Annotated in this window: 21 protein-coding genes; 4 read left to right on the top strand and 17 right to left on the bottom strand. The window is 57.6% G+C overall.

The features are described from left to right. Positions 1–36 precede the first annotated feature (36 nt). A complete protein-coding gene (gene gndA, locus Q1A51_RS12055; RefSeq protein ID WP_299605418.1) occupies positions 37–1458 on the top strand; it encodes an NADP-dependent phosphogluconate dehydrogenase in 1422 nt (473 codons plus the stop codon). Here the strand turns inward: gndA and Q1A51_RS12050 are convergent. The 15 genes from Q1A51_RS12050 to Q1A51_RS11980 all read right to left on the bottom strand — a co-directional run bounded on the left by Q1A51_RS12050 (position 1447) and on the right by Q1A51_RS11980 (position 17490). Next, entirely contained in the window at positions 1447–2370 is a 924-nt protein-coding gene (locus Q1A51_RS12050) for an SMP-30/gluconolactonase/LRE family protein (protein WP_299605421.1), read from the bottom strand. The genes gndA and Q1A51_RS12050 overlap by 12 nt on opposite strands. Continuing rightward, on the bottom strand, positions 2330–3073 hold the full coding sequence (locus Q1A51_RS12045; RefSeq protein ID WP_299605424.1) for a cytochrome b561 domain-containing protein: 744 nt from the start codon (positions 3071–3073) through the stop codon (positions 2330–2332). Before Q1A51_RS12045 ends, Q1A51_RS12050 begins: the two co-directional genes overlap by 41 nt. Beyond that, positions 3073–4008, bottom strand: a complete 936-nt coding sequence (locus Q1A51_RS12040) for a carbohydrate ABC transporter permease (protein ID WP_299605427.1) — start codon at positions 4006–4008, stop codon at positions 3073–3075. Before Q1A51_RS12040 ends, Q1A51_RS12045 begins: the two co-directional genes overlap by 1 nt. After that, on the bottom strand, positions 4008–4877 hold the full coding sequence (locus tag Q1A51_RS12035; RefSeq protein WP_299605429.1) for a sugar ABC transporter permease: 870 nt from the start codon (positions 4875–4877) through the stop codon (positions 4008–4010). Before Q1A51_RS12035 ends, Q1A51_RS12040 begins: the two co-directional genes overlap by 1 nt. Before the next feature lie 120 nt (positions 4878–4997). Continuing rightward, positions 4998–6326, bottom strand: coding sequence for an extracellular solute-binding protein (locus Q1A51_RS12030; protein ID WP_299605431.1), 1329 nt, complete (start codon positions 6324–6326; stop codon positions 4998–5000). A gap of 29 nt (positions 6327–6355) precedes the next feature. After that, positions 6356–7444 (bottom strand): sn-glycerol-3-phosphate ABC transporter ATP-binding protein UgpC, encoded by a 1089-nt coding sequence (ugpC, locus tag Q1A51_RS12025; RefSeq protein ID WP_299605433.1) that lies wholly within the window; start codon positions 7442–7444, stop codon positions 6356–6358. A gap of 99 nt (positions 7445–7543) precedes the next feature. Continuing rightward, positions 7544–8575, bottom strand: coding sequence for a LacI family DNA-binding transcriptional regulator (locus tag Q1A51_RS12020; protein ID WP_299605435.1), 1032 nt, complete (start codon positions 8573–8575; stop codon positions 7544–7546). Between the two features lie 451 nt (positions 8576–9026). Continuing rightward, entirely contained in the window at positions 9027–9332 is a 306-nt protein-coding gene (locus tag Q1A51_RS12015) for a hypothetical protein (RefSeq protein WP_299605437.1), read from the bottom strand. A gap of 3 nt (positions 9333–9335) precedes the next feature. Beyond that, the gene (locus Q1A51_RS12010; RefSeq protein WP_299605440.1) at positions 9336–9842 is read right to left on the bottom strand and encodes a GNAT family N-acetyltransferase; all 507 of its coding nucleotides are present in this window, start codon (positions 9840–9842) and stop codon (positions 9336–9338) included. Between the two features lie 41 nt (positions 9843–9883). After that, positions 9884–10180 (bottom strand): hypothetical protein, encoded by a 297-nt coding sequence (locus tag Q1A51_RS12005; protein WP_299605443.1) that lies wholly within the window; start codon positions 10178–10180, stop codon positions 9884–9886. Positions 10181–10379: 199 nt separating this feature from the next. Continuing rightward, positions 10380–10589 carry a hypothetical protein gene (locus tag Q1A51_RS12000; RefSeq protein WP_299605446.1) on the bottom strand — a complete coding sequence of 70 codons (210 nt, stop codon included), beginning with the start codon at positions 10587–10589 and terminating at the stop codon, positions 10380–10382. A 217-nt stretch (positions 10590–10806) separates the two neighbouring features. After that, positions 10807–12858 carry a TonB-dependent hemoglobin/transferrin/lactoferrin family receptor gene (locus tag Q1A51_RS11995; RefSeq protein WP_299605449.1) on the bottom strand — a complete coding sequence of 684 codons (2052 nt, stop codon included), beginning with the start codon at positions 12856–12858 and terminating at the stop codon, positions 10807–10809. Between the two features lie 335 nt (positions 12859–13193). After that, on the bottom strand, positions 13194–14960 hold the full coding sequence (locus Q1A51_RS11990; RefSeq protein ID WP_299605451.1) for an IucA/IucC family protein: 1767 nt from the start codon (positions 14958–14960) through the stop codon (positions 13194–13196). Beyond that, positions 14957–15847, bottom strand: a complete 891-nt coding sequence (locus Q1A51_RS11985) for a GNAT family N-acetyltransferase (protein ID WP_299605454.1) — start codon at positions 15845–15847, stop codon at positions 14957–14959. Before Q1A51_RS11985 ends, Q1A51_RS11990 begins: the two co-directional genes overlap by 4 nt. Continuing rightward, positions 15844–17490, bottom strand: a complete 1647-nt coding sequence (locus tag Q1A51_RS11980; RefSeq protein ID WP_299605455.1) for an IucA/IucC family protein — start codon at positions 17488–17490, stop codon at positions 15844–15846. The genes Q1A51_RS11985 and Q1A51_RS11980 overlap by 4 nt, the downstream gene beginning before the upstream one ends. Before the next feature lie 93 nt (positions 17491–17583). Between Q1A51_RS11980 and Q1A51_RS11975 the strand changes: the two genes are divergently transcribed. Both Q1A51_RS11975 and Q1A51_RS11970 read left to right on the top strand, forming a co-directional pair. Further along, positions 17584–18684 (top strand): hypothetical protein, encoded by a 1101-nt coding sequence (locus tag Q1A51_RS11975; RefSeq protein ID WP_299605457.1) that lies wholly within the window; start codon positions 17584–17586, stop codon positions 18682–18684. 1 nt (position 18685) lies between these two features. After that, on the top strand, positions 18686–19993 hold the full coding sequence (locus tag Q1A51_RS11970) for a SidA/IucD/PvdA family monooxygenase (RefSeq protein ID WP_299605459.1): 1308 nt from the start codon (positions 18686–18688) through the stop codon (positions 19991–19993). 51 nt (positions 19994–20044) lie between these two features. On the opposite strand, the gene Q1A51_RS11965 is transcribed toward Q1A51_RS11970, so the two are convergent. Next, entirely contained in the window at positions 20045–22210 is a 2166-nt protein-coding gene (locus tag Q1A51_RS11965; RefSeq protein WP_299605461.1) for a TonB-dependent receptor, read from the bottom strand. Then, positions 22210–23436, bottom strand: coding sequence for an MFS transporter (locus Q1A51_RS11960; RefSeq protein WP_299605463.1), 1227 nt, complete (start codon positions 23434–23436; stop codon positions 22210–22212). The genes Q1A51_RS11965 and Q1A51_RS11960 overlap by 1 nt, the downstream gene beginning before the upstream one ends. A gap of 353 nt (positions 23437–23789) precedes the next feature. On the opposite strand from Q1A51_RS11960, the gene Q1A51_RS11955 reads away from it, so the two are divergent. Next, on the top strand, positions 23790–25418 hold the full coding sequence (locus tag Q1A51_RS11955) for a glucan biosynthesis protein (protein WP_299605465.1): 1629 nt from the start codon (positions 23790–23792) through the stop codon (positions 25416–25418). Positions 25419–25425 lie beyond the last annotated feature (7 nt).

Raw genomic sequence — 25425 nt, 5'->3', positions numbered from 1 at the left:
GGTAACATAACAGTGCCACACAAAAGAGGAAAGCACATGTCTGAAGCAGAAATCGGTGTGATCGGGTTGGGCACAATGGGTGCCATGTTGGCGCTGAACATTGCCGACAATGGGTTTTTGGTGGCGGTTCACAATCGTACGTCGGAGCGCATCCCTGAGTTCATGGACAAGGCGGGTGATCTGGCCAAGCATATTACGGGCCACGCAGAGCTTGAGGATTTTGTGCAAGGTCTGGCCAGCCCCCGCAACATTATCCTGATGGTGCCGGCGGGCGATGCAGTGGACGCGCAGATCGCACAGCTGCGTCCACTGCTAGATGCCGAAGACATGATCATCGATGCGGGCAACGCGAACTTCCACGATAGTGAGCGGCGTGCGAGGGATGCTGAAGATTCCGGCGTGCCGTTTCTAGGTGTTGGAGTGTCAGGCGGGGCAGAAGGGGCGCGTTTTGGTCCGTCGATAATGGGCGGTGGGACATCGGCGGCATGGGACCGTGTGGCTCATATCCTTCGAGCGATTTCGGCAAAATACGACGGCCAGCCCTGTGCCACCTACATGGGTACAGGCGGTGCCGGGCATTTCGTCAAAACGGTGCACAACGGGATCGAATACGCCGACATGCAGCTGATTGCCGAAGCTTACGGGGTCATGCGGGATGGTATGGGGATGGATGCAACTGCCTGTGGTGCCGTGTTTGATCGGTGGAATGAGGGCTTGCTGCAAAGCTATCTGATCGAGATTTCGGGCAAGGTGTCTGCCGCGACAGACCCTGAGACTGGCAATCCGGTGCTTGACATAATTCTGGATCGTGCGGGGCAAAAGGGAACCGGGCGCTGGACCGCAATTGAAAGCCAGATGCTGGGTGCGCCAGTACCGGTGATTGAGGCGGCGGTCTTTGCTCGAAATATGTCGGCCGCACGGGACTTACGCTTGGCGGGCGCGGATGCGTTTGGATCGACCGGCGGTGCGATGTCGGATGGCGCGGTGAGCTTCGATGATCTCGAACAGGCGCTGATTGCAGGCAAGGTGCTGTGCTATGCCCAAGGCTTTGAATTGTTGATCAAAGCCAGCGCGGATTATGGTTGGGAGCTACCCATGGCAGAGATTGCCGAGGTCTGGCGCGAGGGATGCATCATTCGTTCCGCCATGTTGAACGACATGGCATCTGCGCTGACAAATGCGCCAGAACAGAACCTCGCCCTTGCTCCGTATTTTGCGGACATTCTGAAAACGAATATAGCCGGGCTGCGTAAGGTTGCCGTCGTGGCGATGGGTGCGGGGCAGCCGGTGCCTGCACTGGCTGCGGCGCTGAACTACTTCGACACGCTGACCAGCGCACGGACGACCGCCAACATGCTGCAAGCACAGCGCGACTATTTCGGAGCGCATAGCTTTGAGCGCACCGACAAGGACGGTGCGCATCATGGCCCGTGGCTGGATCAGCACCTAAACGGGTGAGACCCCGTTTACGTTGAGGAAGACCGAATAGAGCGAGGTTGTGCCGGCGATAAAGAGCCGGTTCAGCTTCTCCCCTCCGAAACACACATTCCCGACCAATTCGGGGATGTGCACTTTGCCGATCAGCATGCCGTCGCTGTTGATGCAGTGCACGCCATCGGCGGCTGAGCTCCAGATCCGGCCATGGGTGTCGAGGCGGAAGCCATCGAACAGCCCTTCGGTGCAGGTGGCGAACACCTCGCCACCGGACAGTGTGCCATCGGCGTTGACGCTGTGGCGGCGGATGTGCTTGGGGCCGTCTGCGTCGTGGGTGATGCCGGTGTCGGCGATGTAGAGCAACGCCTCGTCTGGTGAAAAGGCGAGGCCGTTGGGTTTGACGTAGTCGTCGTCCGCGATGCTGATCTCGCCCGATTGGTCGACGCGGTACACGTGGCAGGCACCGATTTCGCTGTCGGCGCGGTCGCCTTCGTAGTCCATGAGAATGCCGTAGCTGGGGTCAGTAAACCACACCGAGCCGTCGGATTTCACGACCACATCGTTGGGCGAGTTCAGCCGCTTACCTTGGTAGTTGTCCGCAATGACTGTGATTGAGCCGTCATGCTCGGTGCGCGTGACCCGGCGGGCGAGGTGTTCGCAGGACACCAACCGCCCTTGCCGGTCCACCGTGTGGCCGTTGGAGTTGTTGGACGGCTGGCGAAAAGTTGAGACTGACCCATCCGTGTCGTCGTAGCGCAAAATGCGGTTGTTTGGGATGTCGGACCACAGCAGGTATTGCCCAGCGGCAAACCACACAGGCCCCTCGGACCAGCGGGCGCCTGTCCAGAGCCGCTCGACCCGCGCGTGGCCCACGAAGCATTCCGCAAATTCGGGTTCAATGACTTCGAACCCGGTCCCCTCGATGACGCCGAACATCGTCTCTTCCTTCTTCTGTTTCGCCCAGTCGGCGCATCCCCCAGCCGGGGGCTGGCCCCTGATTGCCAGGATGGTCGGGGTCGGTGCCCCAGATCGCCTGATATGTGTCCACGGCCATCCCTCGTTTTTGCATCAGCACGAATACGGCCAGCAGTGTCGTCCACCATATCGCCAAAACCAGCCACATCCAGACCGGTCCGTTGGCTTTCCACAAGCCCAACGCGATTGTTAGGATTGCCAGCAGGATGACCGCATATCCAATCATCTTGTGCAATGCTTCGAACATGCGCCGCCAAGGTGTCATGTCGTAGTGGTGCCCGCGCAACTGTGCGTCTGTGGGTCCGCCTTTGGAACCCCGGCACAGCCCCAGCACGACTTGCAACAATGCGCCCACCAGCACGACGTAACCGAGCCAATTGTGCAGGTTCATCGTGGCAAGATCGCTTGGCAGCACCAGCGCCAGACCAAAGATCGACAGACCGACCACCAGAGACTGTCCCATCCAATGGCTGCGCCACCAGACCTGGTTGTCCAGTTCACGTGGCCAATCCTGCCCCGGCATCACCTTGAAGAAGCGGGCGATAATTACTGCCAATGGCGCAAGTATGCCCCACGCCAGCACCATCGACCGGGCGTGCCACGAGATGGCGAAGCCCACCTCATGCGCACGCGTCGGATCGATGGGGGCGAGAAGCCAGTCCATCAACCTTTGACCGCCCCTGCCGTCATGCCGGTGATGATCTGCCGGCTGGCCAGCAGCGTGAAGATGATGGGTGGTATGGCCAGCAGCATGCCCGTGGCCATGATAACCCCCCATTCCACGTTGAATTCCGACATGTTGTTCACGATCAGGATCGGCACAGTGCGCGTGTCACGGTCCGACAGGGCGGATGCGAGCAGGTACTCATTCCACGCGATGCGGAAGGTGAAGATGGCGGCAGCGGCGAGGCCGGGTTTGATCAGCGGCAGGACGACTTTGAAGAACACCTGAAAAGGCCCTGCCCCGTCGACGCGCGCGGCCTCTTCCAGTGAGCGCGGTACCTGAACGATGAAGCTTTGCAGGATCCAGATCACAAAGGGCAGGTTCATCGCCACGTAGATCAGGATGATACCGGAGTGCGTGCCTGCAAGGCAGACATCACCCCGGCCGCCAAACGTGTCCCGGATCGCTCCGCCAATGAGGCCATCGCGATCCAGACAGAACTCGTTATTCCACAAACCAAACACAGGGACGAGCAGCACGGCAGGCGGCACCATGCGGACCATGAGTGTGCTAAGCGACACGGTATCCCGCCCCATGAACCGGAACCGCACCAAGGCGTAGGCCGCCATGCACCCGATCACCAGCGTCAGTGCGGTCGAGACCAGCGCGATGATTAGCGAGTTGATGAAGGCGTTGCCGAACTTAAGTGAGCAGAAGTCTATGTGGTCCGGCTCGTACCAGAGCACATCGCACAGCGCCTTTTCATAGTTCTGAATGGTGGGCAGGAAGATCAGACCAGAGGTGCCCGAGATGATGTCCACGTCCAGTTTGAACGAGTTCATGAACATCAGGATCACGGGGCCGACAGACATGAACACCAGCAGGGCAATGACAGCGTAGAATGCCGGATTGGCGCGGGAATTGGGGGTCGACATCAGCTTTCCTCCTCGACCAGCGCATTCAGGCGAGCGGCACGTGCTTCCTGCCAGCGGTTGAAGGCGAACATGCCGACGGTCAGCAAGAGCAGCAGGATCAGCAGGTAGTTGGACATGGCGGCGGCGACGCCGAGTTCACGGAATTCGGTGGCGGTGCGGCTGATCCGCAGGGCCAAGATTTCGGTCGACAAGCCCGGGCCGCCTTCGGTCATCACGAGGATCACTTCCAGCACTTTGAAGGCGTCGATCAGGCGTAGAAGTGCGGTGACGATCAGAACGGGCATCATCAAAGGCAGTTTGATGTGGATGATCTGCTGCCAGGCGGTGGCACCGTCGATCCGGGCCGCCTCCAGCGCAGACCGCGGCAGCGATTGCAGAGCAGCAAGCGAGAGAATGAAGATGAAAGGCGTCCATTGCCAGATATCGGCAATAATGACTGACGTCAGCGCATAATCCCCCAGCCAGTCCACGCGCGGCAGGCCGATGCTGTCGAGGAAGCGATTAAACGTGCCGACCGTTGGGTGGTACATGTAGCGCCACATGAGGCCGACCACGACGGGAGCGATCATCATCGGCAGGATGAACATTGTGCGCAGGATCGAGATGCCACGGATCTCGCGGTCGAGCAGCAGCGCGAGGCCCACGCCGATGATCATCTCGATGGTGACGACAAAAAAAGCAAAGCGCAGCGTGACGCCCAGGCTTTCGTGAAAATTCGGGTCGTTCCAAAGGAAGATGTAGTTCTTAAGGCCCACGAATTCGGCCTCGCCAATGGTCTGGCTCGGATTCCAGTCGCGGAAAGAGCCCCAGACCATGTAGCCCAGCGGGTACATCAGCGCGATTGCCATAATGATCACGGCCGGTGCCATGAACATGTAGGGCGTCAGTCGGTTGGCCATCGCGGTGCGCATGGGTCATTCTTTCCAAGGTCGTAAGGGAAAAGACCGGGGCGCGGGTGTGACACCACACGCCCCGGCAGGAGGAAAGGCTTACTGCCAGGTGTAGTAGCCAGCGTCGTCCATCACGGCGCGGGTCCGTTCGGCCACGCCATCCAACGCTTCCTGAATGTCCAGATCTTCGGTCAGCACCTTGGACATGGTCGTGCCGATGTCCGCGTTGATCTTGCCCCAGACGGGGATGATCGGGCGCCAGTCGGGATCCGCATATTTCAGAGCTTCACCAAAGGTCGCGGCGAACGGGTATTTTTCGTTCAGGCCCGCATCCTGGTAGGTCGAGAAGCGTGAGGGGTTACCACCTTCCATGGCGACCATAAGGTCACCCTGCTTGGAGGTCAGCCACTGCATGAGCAAGAAAGCAGCTTCCTTGTTCTCTGCATTCTTGGGGATACCGATGCCGAAACCACCGGTTTGGCTGCCGCGACGCACACCTTCGGGATGCATGGCATAGCCGACCTTACCTACAACTTGGCTGCGCTCTGGATCTTCGAACCCTGGCATGAACGCGATGGAGTCCATGAACATTGCCGCCTGACCGCTGGCAAATGCGTTTGCTGCTTCAGACGGGCCAAAGCTCATCGCACCTTCGGGGCCACAATCCACAATCGTTTTCAGCGCATTGGCTGCTTCGACACCCGCGGCGTTGTTGATGATCGGGTTCCATGCGTCGTCAAAGACGCGACCGCCTAGCGGGGCGAGGTGCAGAAGGAATGCGTGACTGGCCTGGTGGCCGGATGCCGCGCGCGAGGCCATACCACCCATGCCAGGCTCGACCTCGGGAATTTTGCAAGCTGCATCAAGCAGTTGGTCATAGTTTTTGGGTTCGGCGATGCCGTGCTTTTCAAAGATGTCCTTGCGATAGGCAAGAACAGAGGTTTCCGAGCCGAACGGGATACCAAAGAGCGATCCGGTCTTGCCCGGCAGATATCCCTTGGTGCCACCTGCAACGCCGATGTTCTCGACATAGCCGTCGATCAGGTCATCGGCGTCATAGCTGGGGTCAGCTAGCTTGGGGTTCATGAAATACTTGGCAAGGTTTTCCAGTTGGTCGGCAAAGACATAATCCGCCTTGGAAAACACGACGTAGGCAATGAGGTCATATTCGCCTTCGTCCTGCGCCAATTCCAGCGTCTGACGCTCGCGCATCTTGAGGTAAGGTAGCTGATCCACCTCGACCTCGATGCCCGTCTCCTTGGTGAACTCGGGCAGTACCTTCATCGCGGCGTTGTAATGCGGGTGTGCGGGGAAGTTTACGATCAGGGTCGTGCCCGCGTATTCCTCGTAGGGATTGGCAAATGCCGCCCCCACCATGATAGCGGCGGTCGTCAGACCCACCGCCGTGGTTTTTAGTGCTTTGAACATGTGTTCCTCCCTTAGAACTTTTTTGGTTTTCAAAGTGCGATTTCAGTTGTGCGGTCGAACAGGTGCACGCCGCGTTGGTTGACTGCGAAAGTGAGGGTCTGGCCAAGGGCGACGGGCGTTTCCGAGTTCACCTCGACCATCACCTGCGCTGATCCGCATTTGCACAGCAGGACGGATTGCGCGCCGACATATTCCGACACTTGCACGTCAAGGGTGAGGGCTTGTGCCGGGTCGGCGTCCTCTGCGTAGCTCAGGTCCGATGGGCGGATGCCCAGCGTGATGTCGCGGCTGGAATGCGCTTTGGCCTTGGTTGCGATGTCACCCGATAGCTTCAGATCGAACCCGTCACCGGTGACCCAAATGTCCCCTGCCCGCTCGTCCAGTGTGCCGTCGAGGAAGTTCATCGGCGGCATGCCCATGAAGCCCGCCACGAACTTGTTGACCGGGCGTTTGAACAGCTCTTCGGGTGTTCCTTGCTGCTGGATGTAGCCGCCGTGCATAACGACGATGCGGTCAGCCAGCGTCATCGCCTCGATCTGGTCGTGGGTGACGTAGATCATGTTTTTTTGGACACGCTGGCTCATCAGCGCCAGTTCTGCCCGCATCTGGCCTCGCAGCTTGGCATCTAGGTTCGACAGCGGTTCGTCGAACAGGAATATGCCCGAGTCTTTCGCCAGCGCGCGGGCCATCGCGACCCGCTGGCGTTGACCACCAGACAGGGCACCTGGTTTGCGGCCCAGAAAATCGGTCAGACCAACCATTTCGGCCACGTCCTTGACCTTGGCGTTGATCTCGGATTTCGGGCGGCGGGCAAGGCGCAGGGCAAAGCTGATGTTCTGCGCCACGTTCATGTGTGGGTAGAGCGCGTAGTCCTGGAACACCATTGCCAGATCGCGTTCCTTTGGCTCTAGATGGCTGACCGGCTTGTCGTCGACGTAGATCTCGCCATCTGACACGTCTTCGAGCCCAGCGATCATGCGCAGGGTCGTGGATTTGCCGCAGCCAGAGGGGCCTACGAGTACGGTAAACTCGTTCTCGGCCATCTCAAGTTCGATCCCGTGCAGGACCTCGACGTTGCCGTAGCGTTTTACCAGATTGTCGAGCCGGATGGTGGGCATGGGTACACTTTCGTTCTGTGTTACCGGTCACATTAACAATTGTGACCGGTAACACAAGGAAAATTGCCCTGCGTAAACGCCTGAAAAGCCTTGGTTTCGTTATTTCGTGCTGTCGCGGAAGGTCAGATTGACTGGCACAGGGATCAATGTGCGACTCACCGGATTGTCGTCTGACAAGAGGCGTCCGATCAGTCGCCCGGTCTCGCGTCCGATGGTCTTGGGATCGACGGAGACCGTCGAAATTGTCGGCGTGGCAAAGCGCGAAACCTCGAAATCACCAAAGCCGGCGATACCGATGTCTCCGGGCACGGACTTGCCCAGTTTCAGCATTACCGACAAAACGCCAAAGGCGGGTGCGTCGGACACGCAAAACACGCAATCGGTGTCCGGAAAGTCGTTCAGCAAACGGGTGGCGGCGGCAGCACCCTCTTCGATGGACAAAGGTGGTTTGCCGATCTTGAGCGCCCGGTCCATGGGCAGGCCCGCCTCTTCCATCGCGTCGAGATAGCCTTTGCGCCGCGCGGCGCCGCGGGTCCAGTCGTCATCGGCTTCGCCCACAAAGGCGATGTTGCGATAGCCTCGGTCAATTAGAGCGCGGGTCATGTCTGCCGCGGCCCGCCGGTTAGAAAAGCCGATCGTGTGGCCGATGGGATTGTCAGGTCGTTCCCACAACTCGATCACAGGGATATGTGCGTCGCTTAACAGCGCGATGGTCCGATCCGAATGCCCGTCGTAGGACAGAACAATCGCCTCGGGTCGGCGTTTGAGCATGTCTTCGACGAGTTGTTCCTCACGCTCAGGAGAATAGTCGGTGTGCCCAAGCAGGATCTGTTGCCCTATCCCCTCCAGCTCTTCGGTGAGCGCCTGCACCGTTTCTGCAAAGTGTAGGTTGTTCAGAGAGGGAACAAGCACGGCAACAAAGCCAGAGCGTTTGGTGGTAAGGCTGCCTGCCATCTGATCAGGCACATAGTTCATTTCCCGTACGACCTTGAGGATCCGGTCGCGCGTGTCCTGAGAAACAGGGCTGTCCTTCTTTAACGCTCGACTTACGGTCATCCGCGACACGCCTGCGGCGCGCGCCACGTCACGCATTGTGACGGGACCGGTTGATTTGGCGGGGTTATGAGACATGGGTCTTAGGGTGTTCGCGGTAACATGCCGCGTCAAGATGGTATTTCATGGGAACACAAAAACGCATTCTCAGATCGCCCAGTAAGCGCCGAATAAGATAGTGCGGCCGTGATCGGAACAGGCTGGCTCAGCCACTATCCGGTGTCATACGGCTACGGTTGGCAATCACGCATCGTGTGCAAATGCTTTATCGTTTGCTGGATCGAAACGGCCTGTGATCGCTGGTTCTGGTTGAACCGGGGCTGGGGCGGGAGCGGAAGCGATTGGTTACCGGCGGACATATGGTTCGCGGGCGAGATTTATCTCTGAATTTTTGTAGGCCGCCAAATCAAGGCTGGCTCACATCAGTCGATCAATCGTGCGCGCTTGATCATCGAGCTGGTGGCTGGTCTCTTTTTTCGCGGACCGAGGCCGGGTCCTTTTCAGTGCGCATGAGGTGTAAGCCAGCTTGTTAGCTATATGCTTGGCTGACCAGCCCATAGACAGCTGGTGCGCCCTCTGGAGCACGTTCAATAGTGCCTCGGATCATCACCGTCCCCCAGCTTGCTTTTTTCAGCCCTAGGGCTGGTAAACGATCGCTCAGCCCAAGCGTCGGGTCGCTGTCGATGCGCATATGTGCGCTGGGACGCGTGGCGAAACAGTGACGCACCAGCGTTTCTGCCATCTTCAGGTCCTGGGCCACAATCGGGCCAATCACCCTGCCCTGTCCTACTGCACGGTCGAACACATAGGCTGTAACACCATCCCTGTTCCGCAAGCTCTAACAGGTTGCGCCCCCCGCAATCAAACTGCGCAAGACGTGGCTTCGGTCCCAGCCCCGTGCAGCTGCGTCCAATACCAGCACTTCGTCACTGAAACCGGCCTCAACATCTGGATCCCGGGAAAGCGAAACAGGGACGCCCCGGCATGTGTCTACCATCCCTACCTTCTCAAAGCCCAAACGTGCGTATCCACGGCGCGCCATGTCGGTCGCTGTCAGTACCACAGGAAGATCACCTATCCGATCCAGCGCAGCTTGCACGAGCCGAGCAGCAATCCCCTGCCCGCGATGCTCTTGATCGACAATCACCATGCCAAGGGTCGCGGCACGATCATGTGTCCACGAAAGTGTGGTCCCCACCACTTGCCCGTTTTGCAGGGCCGCCAAACCCTGTCCCAACGCCAGCATTTGCTGCCACTCGGCCACTGTGTGTGGCCATCCCTGTTGCGTCGATAGGGCTTCGGCTGCCAGCAAATACTCTTTGGCAAAGGGGACGATCTGAATCATGCGTTTGCCTGTACAAGGATGCTGCGGCCAACAATAGCTGTTCAGGACACCACGCGGAGCTTTGGGCGACAGCCTGCGTGCCTCTGTTCAGGTACACCGCCGCTAAATCTGGCGGACAGAGTGAGCCCTGCGCGGATTACATGTGGGTCCATTCCGCCAAGGGTCAAAGCCTCAACGGCATCGCGAGCATCCGGTGTCTCGTCCCGCCGCATGTGGTGTAGCATGCGCATCATCGTCGCTTCGTCCGGGGTGACGCGCGTGCGAGCCTCTGTGCCAAAGGGATCATGGAACCCAAAATCGGAACGGGCGTCGTACACGGCTCGCACCAACTTTGCCACGGCATGCGCAGCGGGCAATCCGATATCAGGTCCCCATCGTTCGACGGCAACGGCAAAACCGGTTTGCCAAGCCTGACGTTCGGGTGCCGCGTGGTCAAAAAGAAATACCGAGAAACCGCAAGCAGACCTGCCTCGAATGTGTCAAAATCCAAATCGCTCAGATCCAGATCAACCCTGCCCTCGGGCAATGCGCGCAGTCTCATGCCCGTTTCTGCCCGGGCCGGGGCGCATGTAAAGGCAAACGGGTCACGCCCTCTGGCAACTGCGCTCCCTCCACAGGGGCGGGCGACGTAGCTTTGCTTGGCCAGCGTGTATCGGCCTCGATGGCTGCACGCAGCTTGGGATGCAGGCCACACCCATAAGGTTGGGTCAAGGCATCCATGCGCAACAAATTGGTAAACAGGGTCATGATACAGCCAGCTTTCATCTGAGCGGGGCACTTAGCCCCGAATGTCGAATGATGCCGGGCAAGCAGAGAATCCGCACTCACTGGGTACGCATTTCCTGATAGAATTAATCAGATATAGCAAGGCGTGAAAGAGCACCTTACGCTGACCTTCGTCACGGCGCAAAGAGACAGACGGGCCACCGCGGACCCGCCTGCTGGAATACTTCAATGTACAAGCTCAGAACTCGAATGCCGCCGACACTTTGAGAGACCGCCCAGGCTGCGGCAACTCATTGGGGAAGATCGTGTATTGTTCGTCAAATACATTGTCGATGCCGGCACGGAAGGTGGCGTTCTGCAACGGCCCCTCTGACGGGGACCATGACCCGAACAGGTCGACGACGGTATAGCTTTCGCCTGCGCTCCCAGTTTCGGGGAAATCGTTTTGGTGTCCGGCAAAGGTAACGCGGCCTCCAATCGTCCATTCTGAAGTCGGCCGATACCCGAGTGTGGCCGTCAAACGTGGCTGAGGTATTGAACCCAATTCCTCGCCATCTTCCTTCGCATTGCCATCGGGTAAACTCACTGCAAGTCCGCCAAACCAATTGCCCGCGTCGTAGTCCAGCTCGGCCTCGAACCCGTACAACTCCGCATCAATGTTGCGCTGAAACGTGTCGCCGACTTCAGTGGTCGGAAACTCACCGGGTGCAGGGTTAAGAAACCGGTCAAAATCCGGCGGTGTCACGACAGTGTCAATAAAGTCTTCCACATCAGCATAATACGCATTGGCTGAGAACCGCAGCGAGTCCCCTGGGCGGAACATATTCGTCTTCTCAAACCGCCCCCCCAATTCAATCTGTGTTGACTCTTCAGGGCGTAGATCGGGTGTAGGAACAAAGTTGTTGGTAAATACCGGGCCAAGTGGGAAATGCACCCCGTCATTGTACAGTTCACTTAACGTTGGTGCTCTGAATGCACGCGCGACATTTCCGAAAATTTGCCAATTGTCATTGGGTCGGTAGCTGAACCCGATCCGCGGTGCAAAGAAACTATCATCCGCGTCCTCGAGCGTTGGATCATCCACGTCTCGATCATATTGATCAAATCGCACACCAGCGATGATGTCTAAACGATCGCTAACGCCAAATGTCGCCTCCGCAAAAACACCATATGTCGTCGCTTCGGCATCCGGGAATTGCGTCCGGGGCGCACCATTACGCGTGCCTGTTTGTTCGTCTCTGAACGCTTCGACACCATAGACCAAATCCACCGGAACACCGATGTCGAACCGTGATCGGTTCACAATTTCAAACCCTACAGTGTCGTATTCGGTAAAGTCTGCCCGCCCGTCCCGCACGCGGTCATCCTGGATTTCCAGCGTATTGCCGTAGACCAGCACGGACAGGTCAATCCAATCGGACCCCTCGGGGTTCCAGTCCCATGACAGCCGGTACGTGAAAACTTCTGACGACCGCTCGGAATCGTTGCCCGTGATTGGGTCGAAGGTTGCAATTGAATCCGCGGCTGCGGGCACAAAGCCATCATCCTCATAGTAAGATAGATTCAGTTCAAAACGCTGTTCATCATTTGGTTCAAACCCAAACTTCAAAAGTCCATTGGCAGAGTCGATCTCCGACCGGGCGATAGGGTTTCCATCGCCATCGTCCTGGTTCGCTCCGGCTTCGCGTCCACCAAGAAATGCCAGTACGTCGAACGCGCCGTAATCCCCATAAAGTGTGGTCGACGGGCCATAGATTTCACCATTGTCCGTATAGCCAAACCGCAAGCGTGCGCCTGTTGTTTGGCCGGGGCGCAACAAGTCAGCGGCATCCTTGGTTTCCACCGCGATCACGCCACCAATGGCGCCCGATCCAAACAGGGTCGATCCCCCTCCCCTGACAATTTCGACACGTTGCACAATGTCTGGATCAAAAAAGAAACGACCACTATGACCCCGGTTGAAGTTCAAACGTCCCCCATCCAGCCGCAGGACAACTTGTTCGTCCTGAAATCCACGGATGTTCGGCTCTTGCGCGACACCACGCGGCCCGCCTTCGATCAGAACGCCCGGTACGTCTCCAACCAGTTCGTCGAAAGTGTCAGCCTGTCCGCGGTCAAGCTCTTCACCTTCGATGACAGTGGCTGCGACTGGCGTATCCAGAAGGTTTCGATCGTCCCGCAAAGCGGTGCCGAGAATGAGCGGCGGCAATTCAACCGGTGCTTCCTGTGCTTGAACAGAACTTGCAAAAACGGCTGCAATAGCCGCACCCCCAAATATGCAACGCTGCATAAAACCCCCATAATTGTCCTCTTTGCAGCACGGGACCTGCCGATGGAGGTGGGGCGCGCGATCATTTTAGGTAGTACATATCCTGACAAAAGAAGTAAAGATTATTGGGATACGGTAGCGCTTGTTCATTCGCGGCGGTTCTTGCACGCTTTCGCACGGCCAACTGAAAAGCCAATGTTTCAACATCCAACGCTGGCATCTGGTTCGTGCAGCGCGGACTTGAGTATGAAGCTTCCTTTCACCCATCCCGTGCGAAAGCGTGTCAAACCGCCTTCGTCTCAACGCATTACGCGTTCTTCGATAGTGGAGGACCCTGCCTCAGTTTCCGCGGCGACTTAACGGCTTGCAGACAGCAACTCTCCATCGATGGCACCTTGTAAATGTCCGTTGTTCGCAAGCGGATTCACAAGATCGGTACCGCGCGCTGGCAAAGGACGTTCGCCACTGTCACCGTAGCCAATCGCAAGACGCACTTTGTTGATGCAAACCTTCGGCATCGTTTGCTCAAACAAATCAAACATGTTGTGGCGCTCTGCAAGTTCGAGATGCGAAATTTTATAGTCCAAGAGGACGTCCCGCAAAATATCGTAGAAACGGCTTTCTTCAATTTGCCCAGTGCGCGCCAAGGTCATTGATAAAAAGCGCAGCACGGTCACAAAATGGGCGGTCTGAATATCGTGGATGATGTAAGCAGGTGGCTTACGCGGCAACAGCGCGCGTATCTCTGGGTCCAAACCTTCCATCTCCGGAAAATCTTGGTCGACAAGATCCAGATCGCCCTGAAAATCCTTGAGAGCCATGCCAACCGGAATGTGATTTTCCAGAATGACCGTAATGTTCTGGCCGTGAGCGATGAAGCCTACGCCATAACGGCAAAGCATGTGCCAGAGCGGAACCACGGTGACTTTGAAAAGCGCTTCCAGCCAGACCGCGATGCTGAGCCCAGCCGCATTGGCATAGGCTTGGGCCAATGGTGTGCCGCACGCGCCTTGGTGAAACAGAGCGGCTGCCAATACAGCCTTTTGGTTGGGGCTGGTCTTTGCATCCGCGTTCTCGCGCCAGATGGCACCAAGCATTTCATGATGGCGATAAGGGGCATCGGGGCAATCAGACAGGGTCGGGTGAGCAGCCCAATGGCCCAAGGCTTCGCGCAGAACGATGACACGGCCTGCCAGGAGTGGATCGGCCCGAACGATGTCAGTCAGCCAGTCTGACAGCGCTCCGCCATGTTCGATGTATTTCCCAGGCATGCCTCTCCATGCGGACGTATTGAGAATACCCAGCGACAGCTTGACCTCATATGGGCCTCCGTTGACAGGTGTCAGTGTGCGCAGGCTGGGTGTCGCCACGAATTCCGGACCATGCTGACCCAGCGGTATCAACCTTTGTTGCGCGATCTCGACCACAAAGGACTGTTCAAGGTGATTGTGCCATTGCCACGGATGAACCGGCAGTAAAACATGCGTATCCGTTGCCCCCGCTTGCTGTGCTTCTTGCCTGAGAGGATCTCTCTGATCGGTTCCGAAGATGTCACCAAGCAGATCATTTTCGCTAATGTTTCTGGACTTGCCGCTGCGCAACAGTGTTTGGTCAGCCGCAAGCCAGAAAAGCTGCATTGGCTCCTTGTATTCTGGCGCGTAGGCGGCCAGGTCCGCCGTGTCCCAACCAAGTCGCCCTTTGTTCGCGACTGCCTTCGGATGCCCCTCAAGGGCAGCATGTAAAGTGCGCGGCGGCAAAGCGATCAAGGCTTGTGCATCCAAACCGCCAAAAAGCCGCTTCAACTCGATATCTTGTCGCAGAGTATTCGACAGCTCACGCAAAAACATTGCTTCGGTGTCAGGGGTCATGCCCAACTCTTCACGCGCATCAACGACAAACCGCAGCGGGCAAGGAGTTTCACCAGTATCAACGGACAAACTCTCCGGTTCGATATCCAGATTGTCCCAAATGCGCCGCGTCGCCTGAAAACGATAGACCCGGTTCGACGCCAGTATAAGCTGGAACGCATTGCCTTCTTCCGGGTGCAGAACCTCTTCCCAACTCAACTCACTGATCATCTTGGCCAGCAGCCGTCGGCGCGCTGTATCCAGGCTCTTGGTCATAGCGCCACCCGGCTGAAAAAGTCGTCCCGGGCGCAATGCATCAGGGCAGATCGTTTATGTGGAAAATCAAATTCCTTGATCTTTCGATACGCCAGTGCGTCCGCATAGCGAAGCAGCTTTGCATTATCGACACGTGGTTCGCCCACGACCAGATCTGTCATTGGGCAATCAAGAAAGATGTAATGGGTCAGCGCACGAATCCAGGCAGATGTTTTGGCGCGTCCAAGTGCACTGACTTCACCGATCAGACCGTGCCAGCCGCGATCCCAGAGACCCGCATCGTAGTATGCGCCCAATCTGTCTTCGCGCGCCCAGTAAATCTCGAAATACCCCACGGGCACGCCGTTATATTCCCCGATCACCGAGAAATTGTGCGGGTCAGACAATCGGTCTTCAAGAAAGCCGCGCAATTCTTCACGTGATCGATCTTCTTCCCAGAAATAAGCAACGCGCGGGTCATTCTGCCAACGGTGAAAGGTATCAAGATCGTGGTCGATACCTACCGAGCGAAAAGTGACGGTTATGCCCGCATCAACAAAGAACCGCTCGTAAACGACGCCCTGCGGATTTGCAGGACGTAGGGGGTGATTCCGACCATCGGGGCCTTCAATCAATCCTGCGCTTTGGAAACGTGTCTGTGGATGCTTGAGCCAAGGTTCGGGTGATTGCAGAAAACCGGAACGATGAATGCGCCGTGCTCCGCCCCTAGTGTCAACATATCCGGGCAGTCGGGCGTCAAGGCCAAGGTGTGTTAGCTCGGGTGGCAGGTCGATATGCGCCGCTTTGCCGTCTTGAGCAAAGCGGTCTTCGACCCACCGCGCGAACGGTTCAAGATCGTTGGGGGATGGAAAGGCCGCTTCAGTCAGCGTTGCAGCATCGAGGGTCATGCGTGGACGGGCTCCAATAAAGGGTTGGGAAGGTCAAGGAAACTGGCGACCTGTCCGCGCGCGTCGCCATCGGCTTCGTTCACGCCGCTGAGGCTGGTTGCGAAATTTCCTTTGCAGGTGAGGGTCGGTTGTTCGAGAAGCTTGGTGTAAAGCGTGGGATCTCCGGGGGTTTGTGCCCGGGCGCGTCGCAGGAAATCGCGCAACAGGTCGGTCAGTTGATCCTCGTCTGCCAACCTATCCAGAACGAGGGTGGAAAGCGTGTTCAGAACGCTGTTGATCACGACGTAATACGTGACCAGACCATCGCCGAGCCCGGCATTCACGACATTCTCGGCACCTTCGCCGATACCGGGGCAATGTTGCGTCAACATCTCGTGGAAGCTGTCCAGATGACCGGTACCTTGGCAATCCCGGATCCAAACGGCCTTGGGCCACCCCCCATCGAGGGCCAGCATCAGGTTCTGCTGATGAGCGCCAAACAGAAGCCCGTATTGCGCGCGCAGCTCAAGGAGTGGTATGATGGCGACCTCCAAAAAGCGGGCAAACCACCGGGGTGCAGCATCCGGGCCAAGGCTAAGTATCAGTCTTCCAAGAGGTGACCGCCCATTGGGCGCTGCTTCGCACAAAGCGGCTAGCATCACTGGACCCGGCTGTGAAGCATCGCGAAAAGGGTTGTCACGCAGGACGACGATTGTGTCGTCGCGTACTGCGCCCGCCCCGTCACACAATGCGGCATAGCCCGGTTCCCCGAGAATGTTCAGCGTTGGAAAGTCCCGATTGATCCGTGCGCCAAGATCCGATTTGAGCAGGTCAGAGATGTGAACACCCCGCACCACTTCGCGCAGGGACAAGTGTCGGACCGAGTTGGTTAAACGCAGTGACAAAGACGTTTTTACCATGAAAGGCGCGTGCCAAGCATGCAGGCAGCGCATCGATGACGTTGCGCCCCATGCACCTTTGCCACGACCGAGATCGACGAGCGCCCCGCTGTCGATCAGGTCCTGTATGGCCTTCTGGTTGGCAAGCCGCTCAGCCTGCCAAGGATGCCAAGGGAGAAGAACCTTGCCACGATCTGTCGCGCCAAGATCGGCATCTGCCAACAGCCGTAAGTACTCCGCTGCACCGGTGTTCGATGCGACCAGAGCGGGGTCAGCCGCAAACCAGTGCAATTGAAATGTCTGCTCGTGCTCCGGTGCATAGCGTTTGGCATCATCCGCAGTCATCTCGTCACGGCTGCGCGGATTGGGGTGGAACGGATGACCTGCTTTGAGCGCCTGTTCGGCCGCAAGGAAATTCCAGGCAGCAGCGTCTCCGTTCATCAACGGCGCGCGACGAAGACCTGCCAAGCTATCCATGACGCGGGTTCGGAAAGTGTCGCCTCCTGATTTTGCCAAGGAGGTCAAGAGCTGCGCTACGCTGAGGTCCTCCCAGCCTTGTGTGCGATGACGCCTGATCCCAGGCCCAAAGAGTGTACGTAGGTTTGATTTTTGCCTGACCTCGACTGTGATGCTCCGCCCCACGTGATCCTTAAAACGCAGGCTGGCCTCACCAAGCTGTGCCTCGGCCAATTGACCTTCGCGCAGAGCCGAATTGAGAAAGGCATCAAGCGCCGCAAGATCGCCAGCCATTTGGGAGTGAGTCATAATGTGCGCCCTTTCGCCGAACGGGAATATTCGCGTTTACTGTCTGTCTCGCAGGTATTACCGACTGTTTTTGTCAGGATTCGCAAGGTTGCCATGTCACCTCTCTCGATTTTCTGGCCGGTTCTTGCCGGTCACGCATTCCAGCAGACGGCGTTGATCGGCATGGTGCCGGTTCTCGCGCTGGCCTTGGGCTTGCATGAAAGTGAGATTGGGCTGGCGGTGGCCATGGGTTTGGTCACAGCGGGCGTTGCGTTACCTTTTGTCAGTTTGCTGGGTGGACGGGTAGTCATGCTTGGCGGTCTCGGCGGACTTCTGCTCGCCAATCTTGCGCTGCTCTACATGGTTGGGACCGATATGCATGGCTGGAGCACAACCTTTACCTTTACCCTGTTGGTCCTGATTAGATCAGTACAGGGCGTTTCGGCGGCAGGCTTGATGATGGCCGCGCAAACTCAAGGTGCTGCCCAGAAAGACGGTCGCACTGGATTGGGCATCGTGCAGTCCATGGGCAGTGTCGGGCGCATTTTTTCAGCGGCTCTCATCGGGCCTCTTCTTTTGATCTCACCGTTGGTACCGCTTTTGCCCGCTGCTATTGGAGTGGCAATCAGCCTAGTGATGAGCTGCGGTACAGTCGCACCTCGCCTACGCACCAGTGTTCGCCTGCCAAAGCTGACAGCGTTTCGGGTGACGGTTCTGACGCAATCTGCAGTTGGTGCGGCTCAGATCGGACTGGCCCCTCTTATCCTTGATCAACTGGATGCCAATCCCGTGCGGGCAGCCAGCTATGCCGGGCTTTGCCTAGCCGCAGCAAACCTTGGTCTGTTTCTGTCGCTACGCCTGCTTGCGCGGCACGTAGGCCAGCGCGGTGCCCGCTTTGCGGGTCTGCTTCTGGTGCTGGCTGCAGCGTTTGTGCCGTTAGCAGATCGGCTGACCATTTTCCTTCTACTCAGTTTTGTCATCGGCGGCTCAACCGGGCTGCTCTTTATTCTCAACCTATCTGAAATCATGACCCGCAAGGACTATGCCCAGCTTCAGGTCACCGGTTGGAATGGCGCGATCCAGATCGCGGCACTGGCCGGCGGGGTGGCATTGGGATCAGCGCTGATGGCGCTTTCCCCGGCAGCGCCCTTTGCCATTGTCGCACTCTCCGGTGCCGCACTGGCCTTTGCTCCTCCCTCAACACAAAGGACCTGAAATGACATCTGATACCTTATCCATGGACCTTGCCGGCATCGGTATCGGCCCCTTTAATCTCAGTCTCGCGGCACTTGCACACGACGTGCCCGGTCTAAAGACACGATTTCTGGACCAGAAGCCGACGTTCTCCTGGCATGCGGGCCTCGCCTTTGACGATAGTGCCATGCAGACGTCTTATCTCAAGGATATGGTCACACCGGTTCTGCCGACCAGTGCATTGAGCTTTCTGAACTACCTTGTCCAGCAAGGCCGTTTTTACGACTTCATGGCTGCCCGGTTTGAAACCGTATCGCGGCAGGAGTTTACAGACTATATGGCGTGGGTCGCGCGCAATCTTGAGACCTGCCAGTTTGGCGCAACCGTGCAAGAAGTAGAGCATGACGGTCATCGTTTTGTTCTGCGCACAGCCTCCGGAAACACGTTAAAGGCCCGAGGATTGTCGATCGGCACTGGTCCGGTTCCCCATGTGCCACCGCAGGCACCTCTTGGGCCAAACTGTTTCCATGGGGTCGAATACCTGGAGCGCAGCCTGGACATCTCTGGCAAACGTGTCGCCGTAATTGGCGGAGGTCAGACAGGTGCCGAAATTGTGCTTGATCTGCTTCGCGCCGCCCCCATGCCAGCCGAGTTGACATGGCTGAGTCGGCGCAGCGCGTTCTGGCACCTGCAAGAAGGTGGTCTTGTCGATCAGATCTACACGCCTGCTTACCATGATGTGTTTCTTGGCCTGACAGACGCTGCGAAAGAAGCCGCCGTATCCGCGCAGAAGTACAGCAGCGACGGGCTGACGCCGTCCACGGCGGACGAGATTTATCGCCAACTGTATCGCCACAGATATGTGGATGGTTGCGATGTTGTTTCCCTTCGCCCGGGGCGAACTGTAACGCGGATCAAGCAGCGTTTCGGCGGTTTTTGTTTGAACGCGGAAACGCCATTGAAAGCCGTTGAAGAATTGAACGCAGATATCGTGATACTTGCCACAGGCTTTCGACCTGCCGTACCACACTGTCTTGACCCCATTCGTGACCGGTTGGACACCGAGCTGGGTGGCGCGTTAACACTGGATGGCCGTTACCGTGTGCAATGGGATGGCCCAGAAGAAACTCCAATCTACGGGCTGAACCACGGGCGGCAATCACATGGCATTGTTGATCCGCAACTGAGCCTGACAGCTTGGCGAAGTGCAGCGATCTTGGAAGACTTTACTGGCAGGCCGCTTTTTGATGCGCTGCGGCGTTCACCGGCCGGTTTGGTCGATTGGGCCGGTGGTGAGGTAGCGGAGGATGCGGTGCGCATTCCAGCATGATCCAGTATACCCTACCGCGCTCTACAAGTCAGAGTGCGGTAGGGCAGCGTATTAGAATGACACCGAGTAGCCGACCGATATCCGACGCCCTTCATCCGCGACGCGTACGGCATCGTTGGTCAGTTCGTTGTAGCGCACGCTGCTAGCCGCACTGTTTTCTTGTTGGCGGTCGAACAGATTGGTCACCCCGAATGTCACACGACCGGCGCCAACCGGATAAGAGCCACCGACGTTGACGCTGAACATGTCCTCAAGCTGCGGATGTCCGGGGCGATCGCGCTCGGCAGAAAAGACAACTTCGCCAGACAGGTTCAGCCCGTTCGCAAAGGACCGATCGGTGTATAACGTGGCGGTAAATGGGGAGGGAATGCGGTTGTTCGGTAGCCAGGCATCGACGTCGCCATCATCGTCACTGTCGAACCTTCCTTCGACAAAGGCAAGTTGCGCGCCGACGCTCCAATCGTCGCGCATGTCATAGTCGAGACTAAATTCCGCGCCCCATATCTCCTCTTTCTGCTGGCTGATCTCACTTGTCGAGGCATCGAAGGTCACACCGTCGTCTGAGGTCGAATAGTAAACAGAGCTATCGATAGATAATCGGTCTGTATCGTACCGCACCCCCAACTCCCAAGTGTCCACGATCTGTGCTTCCGGTTGGATATCGGCAAAGGAAACGGTTGATGACCCGCCTGACGTACCGGCCCGTCGTGTAAATGCACCAACATCCGGCAGGGAAAAGCCTTGGCTGAACCCTCCGTAAATCGAGGTTGTTGGTGACAGCTCGTACACTAGCCCAAGATTGCCGACCACGGCGTCATAATCGAAATCGCCGCCGATCACATCGACCGGCGCAAGTACAACCGGGACAAAGGATCCTTCGGCTACTTCGAACAAAAACACACCGGTGGGTCGGTTGAAGTCAGAGATATCGAGCGAGAAACGCTCGGCCCGGAGCCCGGTGCTCAGATTCAGTCGTGGTCCGATCGGAATGTCGGCCTGTGCAAAGATCGCGATACTATCTTGCTTCATTGGTGCAAGCAGGTCCCGACCATCAAGCGTCTTCTGCTCGACTTCATCCCGGCCAAGGTCGATACCCCATGTGAGTGTTGCATCCGGCGCAAGCCACTCCATCGGCGTGCGCAGCGTGGCAGAGATGCCGTAGGTTGTTGTGAAGAGTTCGCCCTGGGATAGCGGGTCCTGCGTCAGATCGGTGGTGCTGACAGAATAATAGAGCTGATTTGCCGGCCCCGGCTCGGATAGCGCTGAGCGGCGTTCGATGTCGGTAGCATATGCGTTGATTTCAAGATCACCCCAGGCTGTGTTGTCATACCGATAGGTGACATTCGCACTTACGCCCCGATCCTCAACCGGTTCCCCAGTGTAACGACGGTCTGAGACGCGCGCGGGGTTGTTGTCGTAGTCGGCGAAGTAATCAATCTCTTGTTCCAGCTGGTAGGTGTCAAGCCGAACGTCCAGCTCGTGCGGTCCCCGTGCCCAGTTTGCAGCCACACCAAAAGAATAGCGCTCGACGTTACTGCCACCGCCCTGCCCGATCAGCGGGTCCGAAGGTATGCGGTTGCCGTCGCCATCGAAAGATGCGCCTGTGTCGCTGCGCGAAAGCTCGAACCTTAGACCTAAGTCACCCGCGCGCGTATCGTGCGACAGGAAAAGTTCGTTGCCCAGGCTGCCGCCTTCGCTCTGCCCGGACAGGCGGGTTTCAACAGTTGTCCGTCGTTCCTCCGCAGGTTTTTTGGTCACGATGTTGATGATACCGCCGGTGGCTCCATTGCCAAAACGCGCGGTTGAACCTTTGATGATTTCTATTCGTTCGATGGAGTTCGGATCCAGAACGGAAAGCTCCCGATCAAAACCGCGCAATTCCGACGTCCGCGCCACGCCGTCGATCAGGATTTGTGTCGTCCTACCCCGCAAGGTTTGGCTCGCCCCGCCAATGGTACCATTGGCAGGTGCGAGACCCGGCACCAGGTCTGATAGGGCACCCGAGAGCGTTTGCCCACGGCGAACCCGCTCAATGATTTGTTCGCCATCGACAACTTGCACAGTGCCGGGAATTGAACTTTCGGTTGCGCCGGTCCGTACTGCCTGAATCACGATTTCGCCCAATTCGACGGGTTCTCCCTGTTCCTGTGCTAACAGGGGAGTACCGATGAAGAGCGCAATGGCGCTGGTACCGGCGAAAAGGCGGGTCAAGATCATCAAGAAGTCTCCGTAGCGGTAGTAAGGGGGATGGTGCGGACGCGGGCAGGCAGCAGAAGCAGCGCAATCCAGCCCGCGATCCCAGACAACAGCGCAGCAGAGAGGAAGACGGGTCCGTATCCCACCGTCTCAGCCAACTGGCCGGCGACGATGCCACCGATCATGTACATCAGCAGGGTCGCACTCGTGAGCAATGTGAAGTCTGTGGCGGCTTGCCTGAGCGAGGCAAAACGCATGAACGCGGTGAACAATCCCACGATCTCAATGTAACGCAAGACAGTATCACAGACCGACAAGAGGATGAGCATCCACTGCGTGATGCCCATTGTGGCCGCAACGTAGAAAGCGCCAAATGCCAAGGTGCGGCCGCAGATCAAGAGGATAAGAAAAGGCAGCAAACCCCCAAGCCGGATCAACCACGCAGCGACAAATGCGCCAAACAGGCCGACGGCGGCGGCCGAGCCACCTGATATCGCGCCAACCTCTGCCAAGGTGAAACCCTGATCGACAAGGAACGGCTGTTCCAATGCTTTCACCAGCCCTTCAGGCAGGCGGATGATCAGCGCAAAGGCAAGCATTGCCCATGCACCTTCAACGCTCAGGAAGCGCAACAGCCCTGGCCGGCCCCGATCAGCGGGAAGGGTCCGTTGGCCTGTCCCTTCGGGCAGCCTCAGGAACGGCAGAACCAAGAAACAGGTCAGCGCGGCCATGACCCACAACGTCTGCGACCAACCCAACAGATCGTACAATATGAGTGTGCCCGATCCTCCGACCACCACACCAAGGGCAACAGCCCCGCCTTGTAGCGCGTTGCCGCCAGGCTGGTCATCCGGCGGAAGGTGCTCCACCGCCCAGCCATCTGACGCGATATCCTGCGTGGCCGACGACAGCGACATTGCCATCAGGATTGGAAAGAAAATCGCCGCATCCTTGACGGGATCAAACATGGACAGCGCCAGGATGCCGCCAAGCGTCACGAGCAGACATCCCACAACGATCGCTTTTCGCCCGACCTTCGGGTCATGGCAGTACCGATCAACCCAAGGGGCCCAGAGCACCTTTAGAACCCACGGAGCCAGCAAAATTCCCAAACCGCCGATCACATCCAACCCCACGCCATTGGCGCGCAGGATTGGCGGCAACGCGGCTGCCACGAGGTAAAGGGGCACAGCCTGCGCCAAATATAGCCCCAGCAGGGCAACGGAAATCTTTGAACTGGGAAACACTGGGCGCGCCGGTCCTGTCTTGCAGAATTTCAGGCTCGCATTGTGCTGGCGGGTCCATACATCATGGTCATTGTCCAAACACAAGTGTTTCTGTCAGGAAATCAACCTGACTGTGCCTTAAGCACAGGGGTGAGCAATAGAGGATACCTCGCAGCCCCCTCTTTGCAGAACAGCCTGATGGGTTCTGCTGCCGTGACGCATGCAGAGGCGGATGAGCGCACATCGCCTTGCAAACTCGGCGAAGTTGCGCCGGTTCCGGCACAGGAAATTGATGGTGGCCCATGCAGGCCTATACATACGGACAACAACTTATCACCCGAACCAAAACACCTTAACGCGGTGAGGCTTTTTGCATGAAATCGATCAATACTTCATCTTCCCAAACGGCGGCATATGGCCAGGGGAGGCTGCACACCCTGTTCCCGCAGCCCTCGCGTCGTGCTGTTCTTGGCGGATCAGCTGCCTTTCTGACGTTAAGCCTTTGGGACGGGATACAATCAGGCGCGGCAGGTTCAACAGAGCCTGTGACATTTGAAAAGCTGATCGACAAAGCTCGCGACGCTGCGACCAAACCGTTTGAGCCAGCCCACATCCCCGCGCCCGAGCTTATAGAGAAGGTAAATTACAGCGCCCATTGGCAGATCCAGTTTCGAGAGGACGCAACGCTTTACGTCGGAAGAAACAAGGCACCTGTTCAGCTCTTCCACCCGGGCCGCTACTTTCCTGAACCGGTTCGGATTTATATACGGGACGAAGCGGGTACAGCACACGAAGTGCCTTTCATCCGCGACTTTTTCTCGATGCCCGAGGACAATCCCGCGCTCGACCTCCCCGAAGGCTTTGGTTTTGCAGGCTTCAGAGTCATGCGGCCCGGTCTTGAACCCGACTGGATATCCTTTCTGGGCGCGTCGTATTTCCGGACAGATGGACCCGAAGCACAATACGGGCTGTCAACGCGCGGCATCGCGATCAACACCGGGTTGAATACGCCGGAGGAGTTCCCTCGGTTCACTGCATTCTGGCTTGGCCCACCTGAACAAGATGACGAAGAGCTGTCCATTTGGGCCGAGCTGGACGGCCCCTCGATCACGGGCGTCTACCGGTTCGGCGTTGTCCGCAACGCGGCCTATGGTGGGCATTTGACACGCATTTCTGCGCATCTTTTCTTGCGCGAGGGGATTGAACGGTTGGGCGTCGCACCACTCACCAGCATGTATTGGTATTCAGAGCGCGACCGCGCCGGGGGCGAGGACTGGCGTCCGGAAATTCATGATAGCGATGGCCTTGCCATGGCAGCCGGAAGCGGCGAACGGCTTTGGCGACCACTGAGCAATCCTTCAAGTGTTACGACATCAAGCTTCATGGATGAAAACCCTGCAGGCTTCGGACTGATCCAACGCGACCGCACGTTTGAAAACTATCAGGACGATGGCGTTTTTTATAATCGACGCCCGTCCGCCTGGGTCAGGCCAATTGGAGATTGGGGACCCGGACAAGTGCAACTTGTGCTGATCCCAACGGAAGACGAAACTTTTGACAACGTCGTCTCTTACTGGGTGCCAGACAGCGCAACCGACAAGGGTGCTGCCTTCCAATTTGACTACGAGATCGAATGGCGCGCACGTGATCCCTTGCCGGAAGCTGTTGCCTGGGTCGTAGCGACGCGGCAGGGTCAGGGTGGTGTACCCGGCGACCCACTGCCAGAGGGCGTTGGCAAGATGGTGATCGATTTCGAAGGGCCGTCTTTGAACGGGCTAAATCGCGATAGTGGTGTTGTACCAGTCATCGATGCTGTGAATGGTCGTATCCTCGAACCAATTGATGCGTACCCCGTCGTGGGAACCGATCATTGGCGGCTGACCTTCGATTTCGAACAAACCGGCCCGGAACCCGTAAGTTTACGTGCTTATCTGCAACTTAGGGACCGCGCGTTGACTGAAACCTGGTTGACGGATGCGTGGGTAGAACTCGGACAGGGGTAAGCCCTGT

Origin of the sequence: uncultured Tateyamaria sp., from assembly GCF_947496075.1 — a bacterium.
Classification (GTDB): Bacteria; Pseudomonadota; Alphaproteobacteria; order Rhodobacterales; family Rhodobacteraceae; genus Tateyamaria.
The sequence above is the reverse complement of the archived record's forward strand: the minus strand, read 5'-3'. Positions and strand labels throughout refer to the sequence as shown.

Coding starts and splice junctions, on each gene's coding strand:
- gndA (WP_299605418.1), top strand. CDS start 37: ATGTCTGAAGCAGAAATCGGTGTGATCGGGTTGGGCACAATGGGTGCC.
- Q1A51_RS12050 (WP_299605421.1), bottom strand. CDS start 2,370: ATGTTCGGCGTCATCGAGGGGACCGGGTTCGAAGTCATTGAACCCGAA.
- Q1A51_RS12045 (WP_299605424.1), bottom strand. CDS start 3,073: ATGGACTGGCTTCTCGCCCCCATCGATCCGACGCGTGCGCATGAGGTG.
- Q1A51_RS12040 (WP_299605427.1), bottom strand. CDS start 4,008: ATGTCGACCCCCAATTCCCGCGCCAATCCGGCATTCTACGCTGTCATT.
- Q1A51_RS12035 (WP_299605429.1), bottom strand. CDS start 4,877: ATGGCACCGGCCGTGATCATTATGGCAATCGCGCTGATGTACCCGCTG.
- Q1A51_RS12030 (WP_299605431.1), bottom strand. CDS start 6,326: ATGTTCAAAGCACTAAAAACCACGGCGGTGGGTCTGACGACCGCCGCT.
- ugpC (WP_299605433.1), bottom strand. CDS start 7,444: ATGCCCACCATCCGGCTCGACAATCTGGTAAAACGCTACGGCAACGTC.
- Q1A51_RS12020 (WP_299605435.1), bottom strand. CDS start 8,575: ATGTCTCATAACCCCGCCAAATCAACCGGTCCCGTCACAATGCGTGAC.
- Q1A51_RS12010 (WP_299605440.1), bottom strand. CDS start 9,842: ATGATTCAGATCGTCCCCTTTGCCAAAGAGTATTTGCTGGCAGCCGAA.
- Q1A51_RS12000 (WP_299605446.1), bottom strand. CDS start 10,589: ATGACCCTGTTTACCAATTTGTTGCGCATGGATGCCTTGACCCAACCT.
- Q1A51_RS11995 (WP_299605449.1), bottom strand. CDS start 12,858: ATGCAGCGTTGCATATTTGGGGGTGCGGCTATTGCAGCCGTTTTTGCA.
- Q1A51_RS11990 (WP_299605451.1), bottom strand. CDS start 14,960: ATGACCAAGAGCCTGGATACAGCGCGCCGACGGCTGCTGGCCAAGATG.
- Q1A51_RS11985 (WP_299605454.1), bottom strand. CDS start 15,847: ATGACCCTCGATGCTGCAACGCTGACTGAAGCGGCCTTTCCATCCCCC.
- Q1A51_RS11980 (WP_299605455.1), bottom strand. CDS start 17,490: ATGACTCACTCCCAAATGGCTGGCGATCTTGCGGCGCTTGATGCCTTT.
- Q1A51_RS11975 (WP_299605457.1), top strand. CDS start 17,584: ATGTCACCTCTCTCGATTTTCTGGCCGGTTCTTGCCGGTCACGCATTC.
- Q1A51_RS11970 (WP_299605459.1), top strand. CDS start 18,686: ATGACATCTGATACCTTATCCATGGACCTTGCCGGCATCGGTATCGGC.
- Q1A51_RS11965 (WP_299605461.1), bottom strand. CDS start 22,210: ATGATCTTGACCCGCCTTTTCGCCGGTACCAGCGCCATTGCGCTCTTC.
- Q1A51_RS11955 (WP_299605465.1), top strand. CDS start 23,790: ATGAAATCGATCAATACTTCATCTTCCCAAACGGCGGCATATGGCCAG.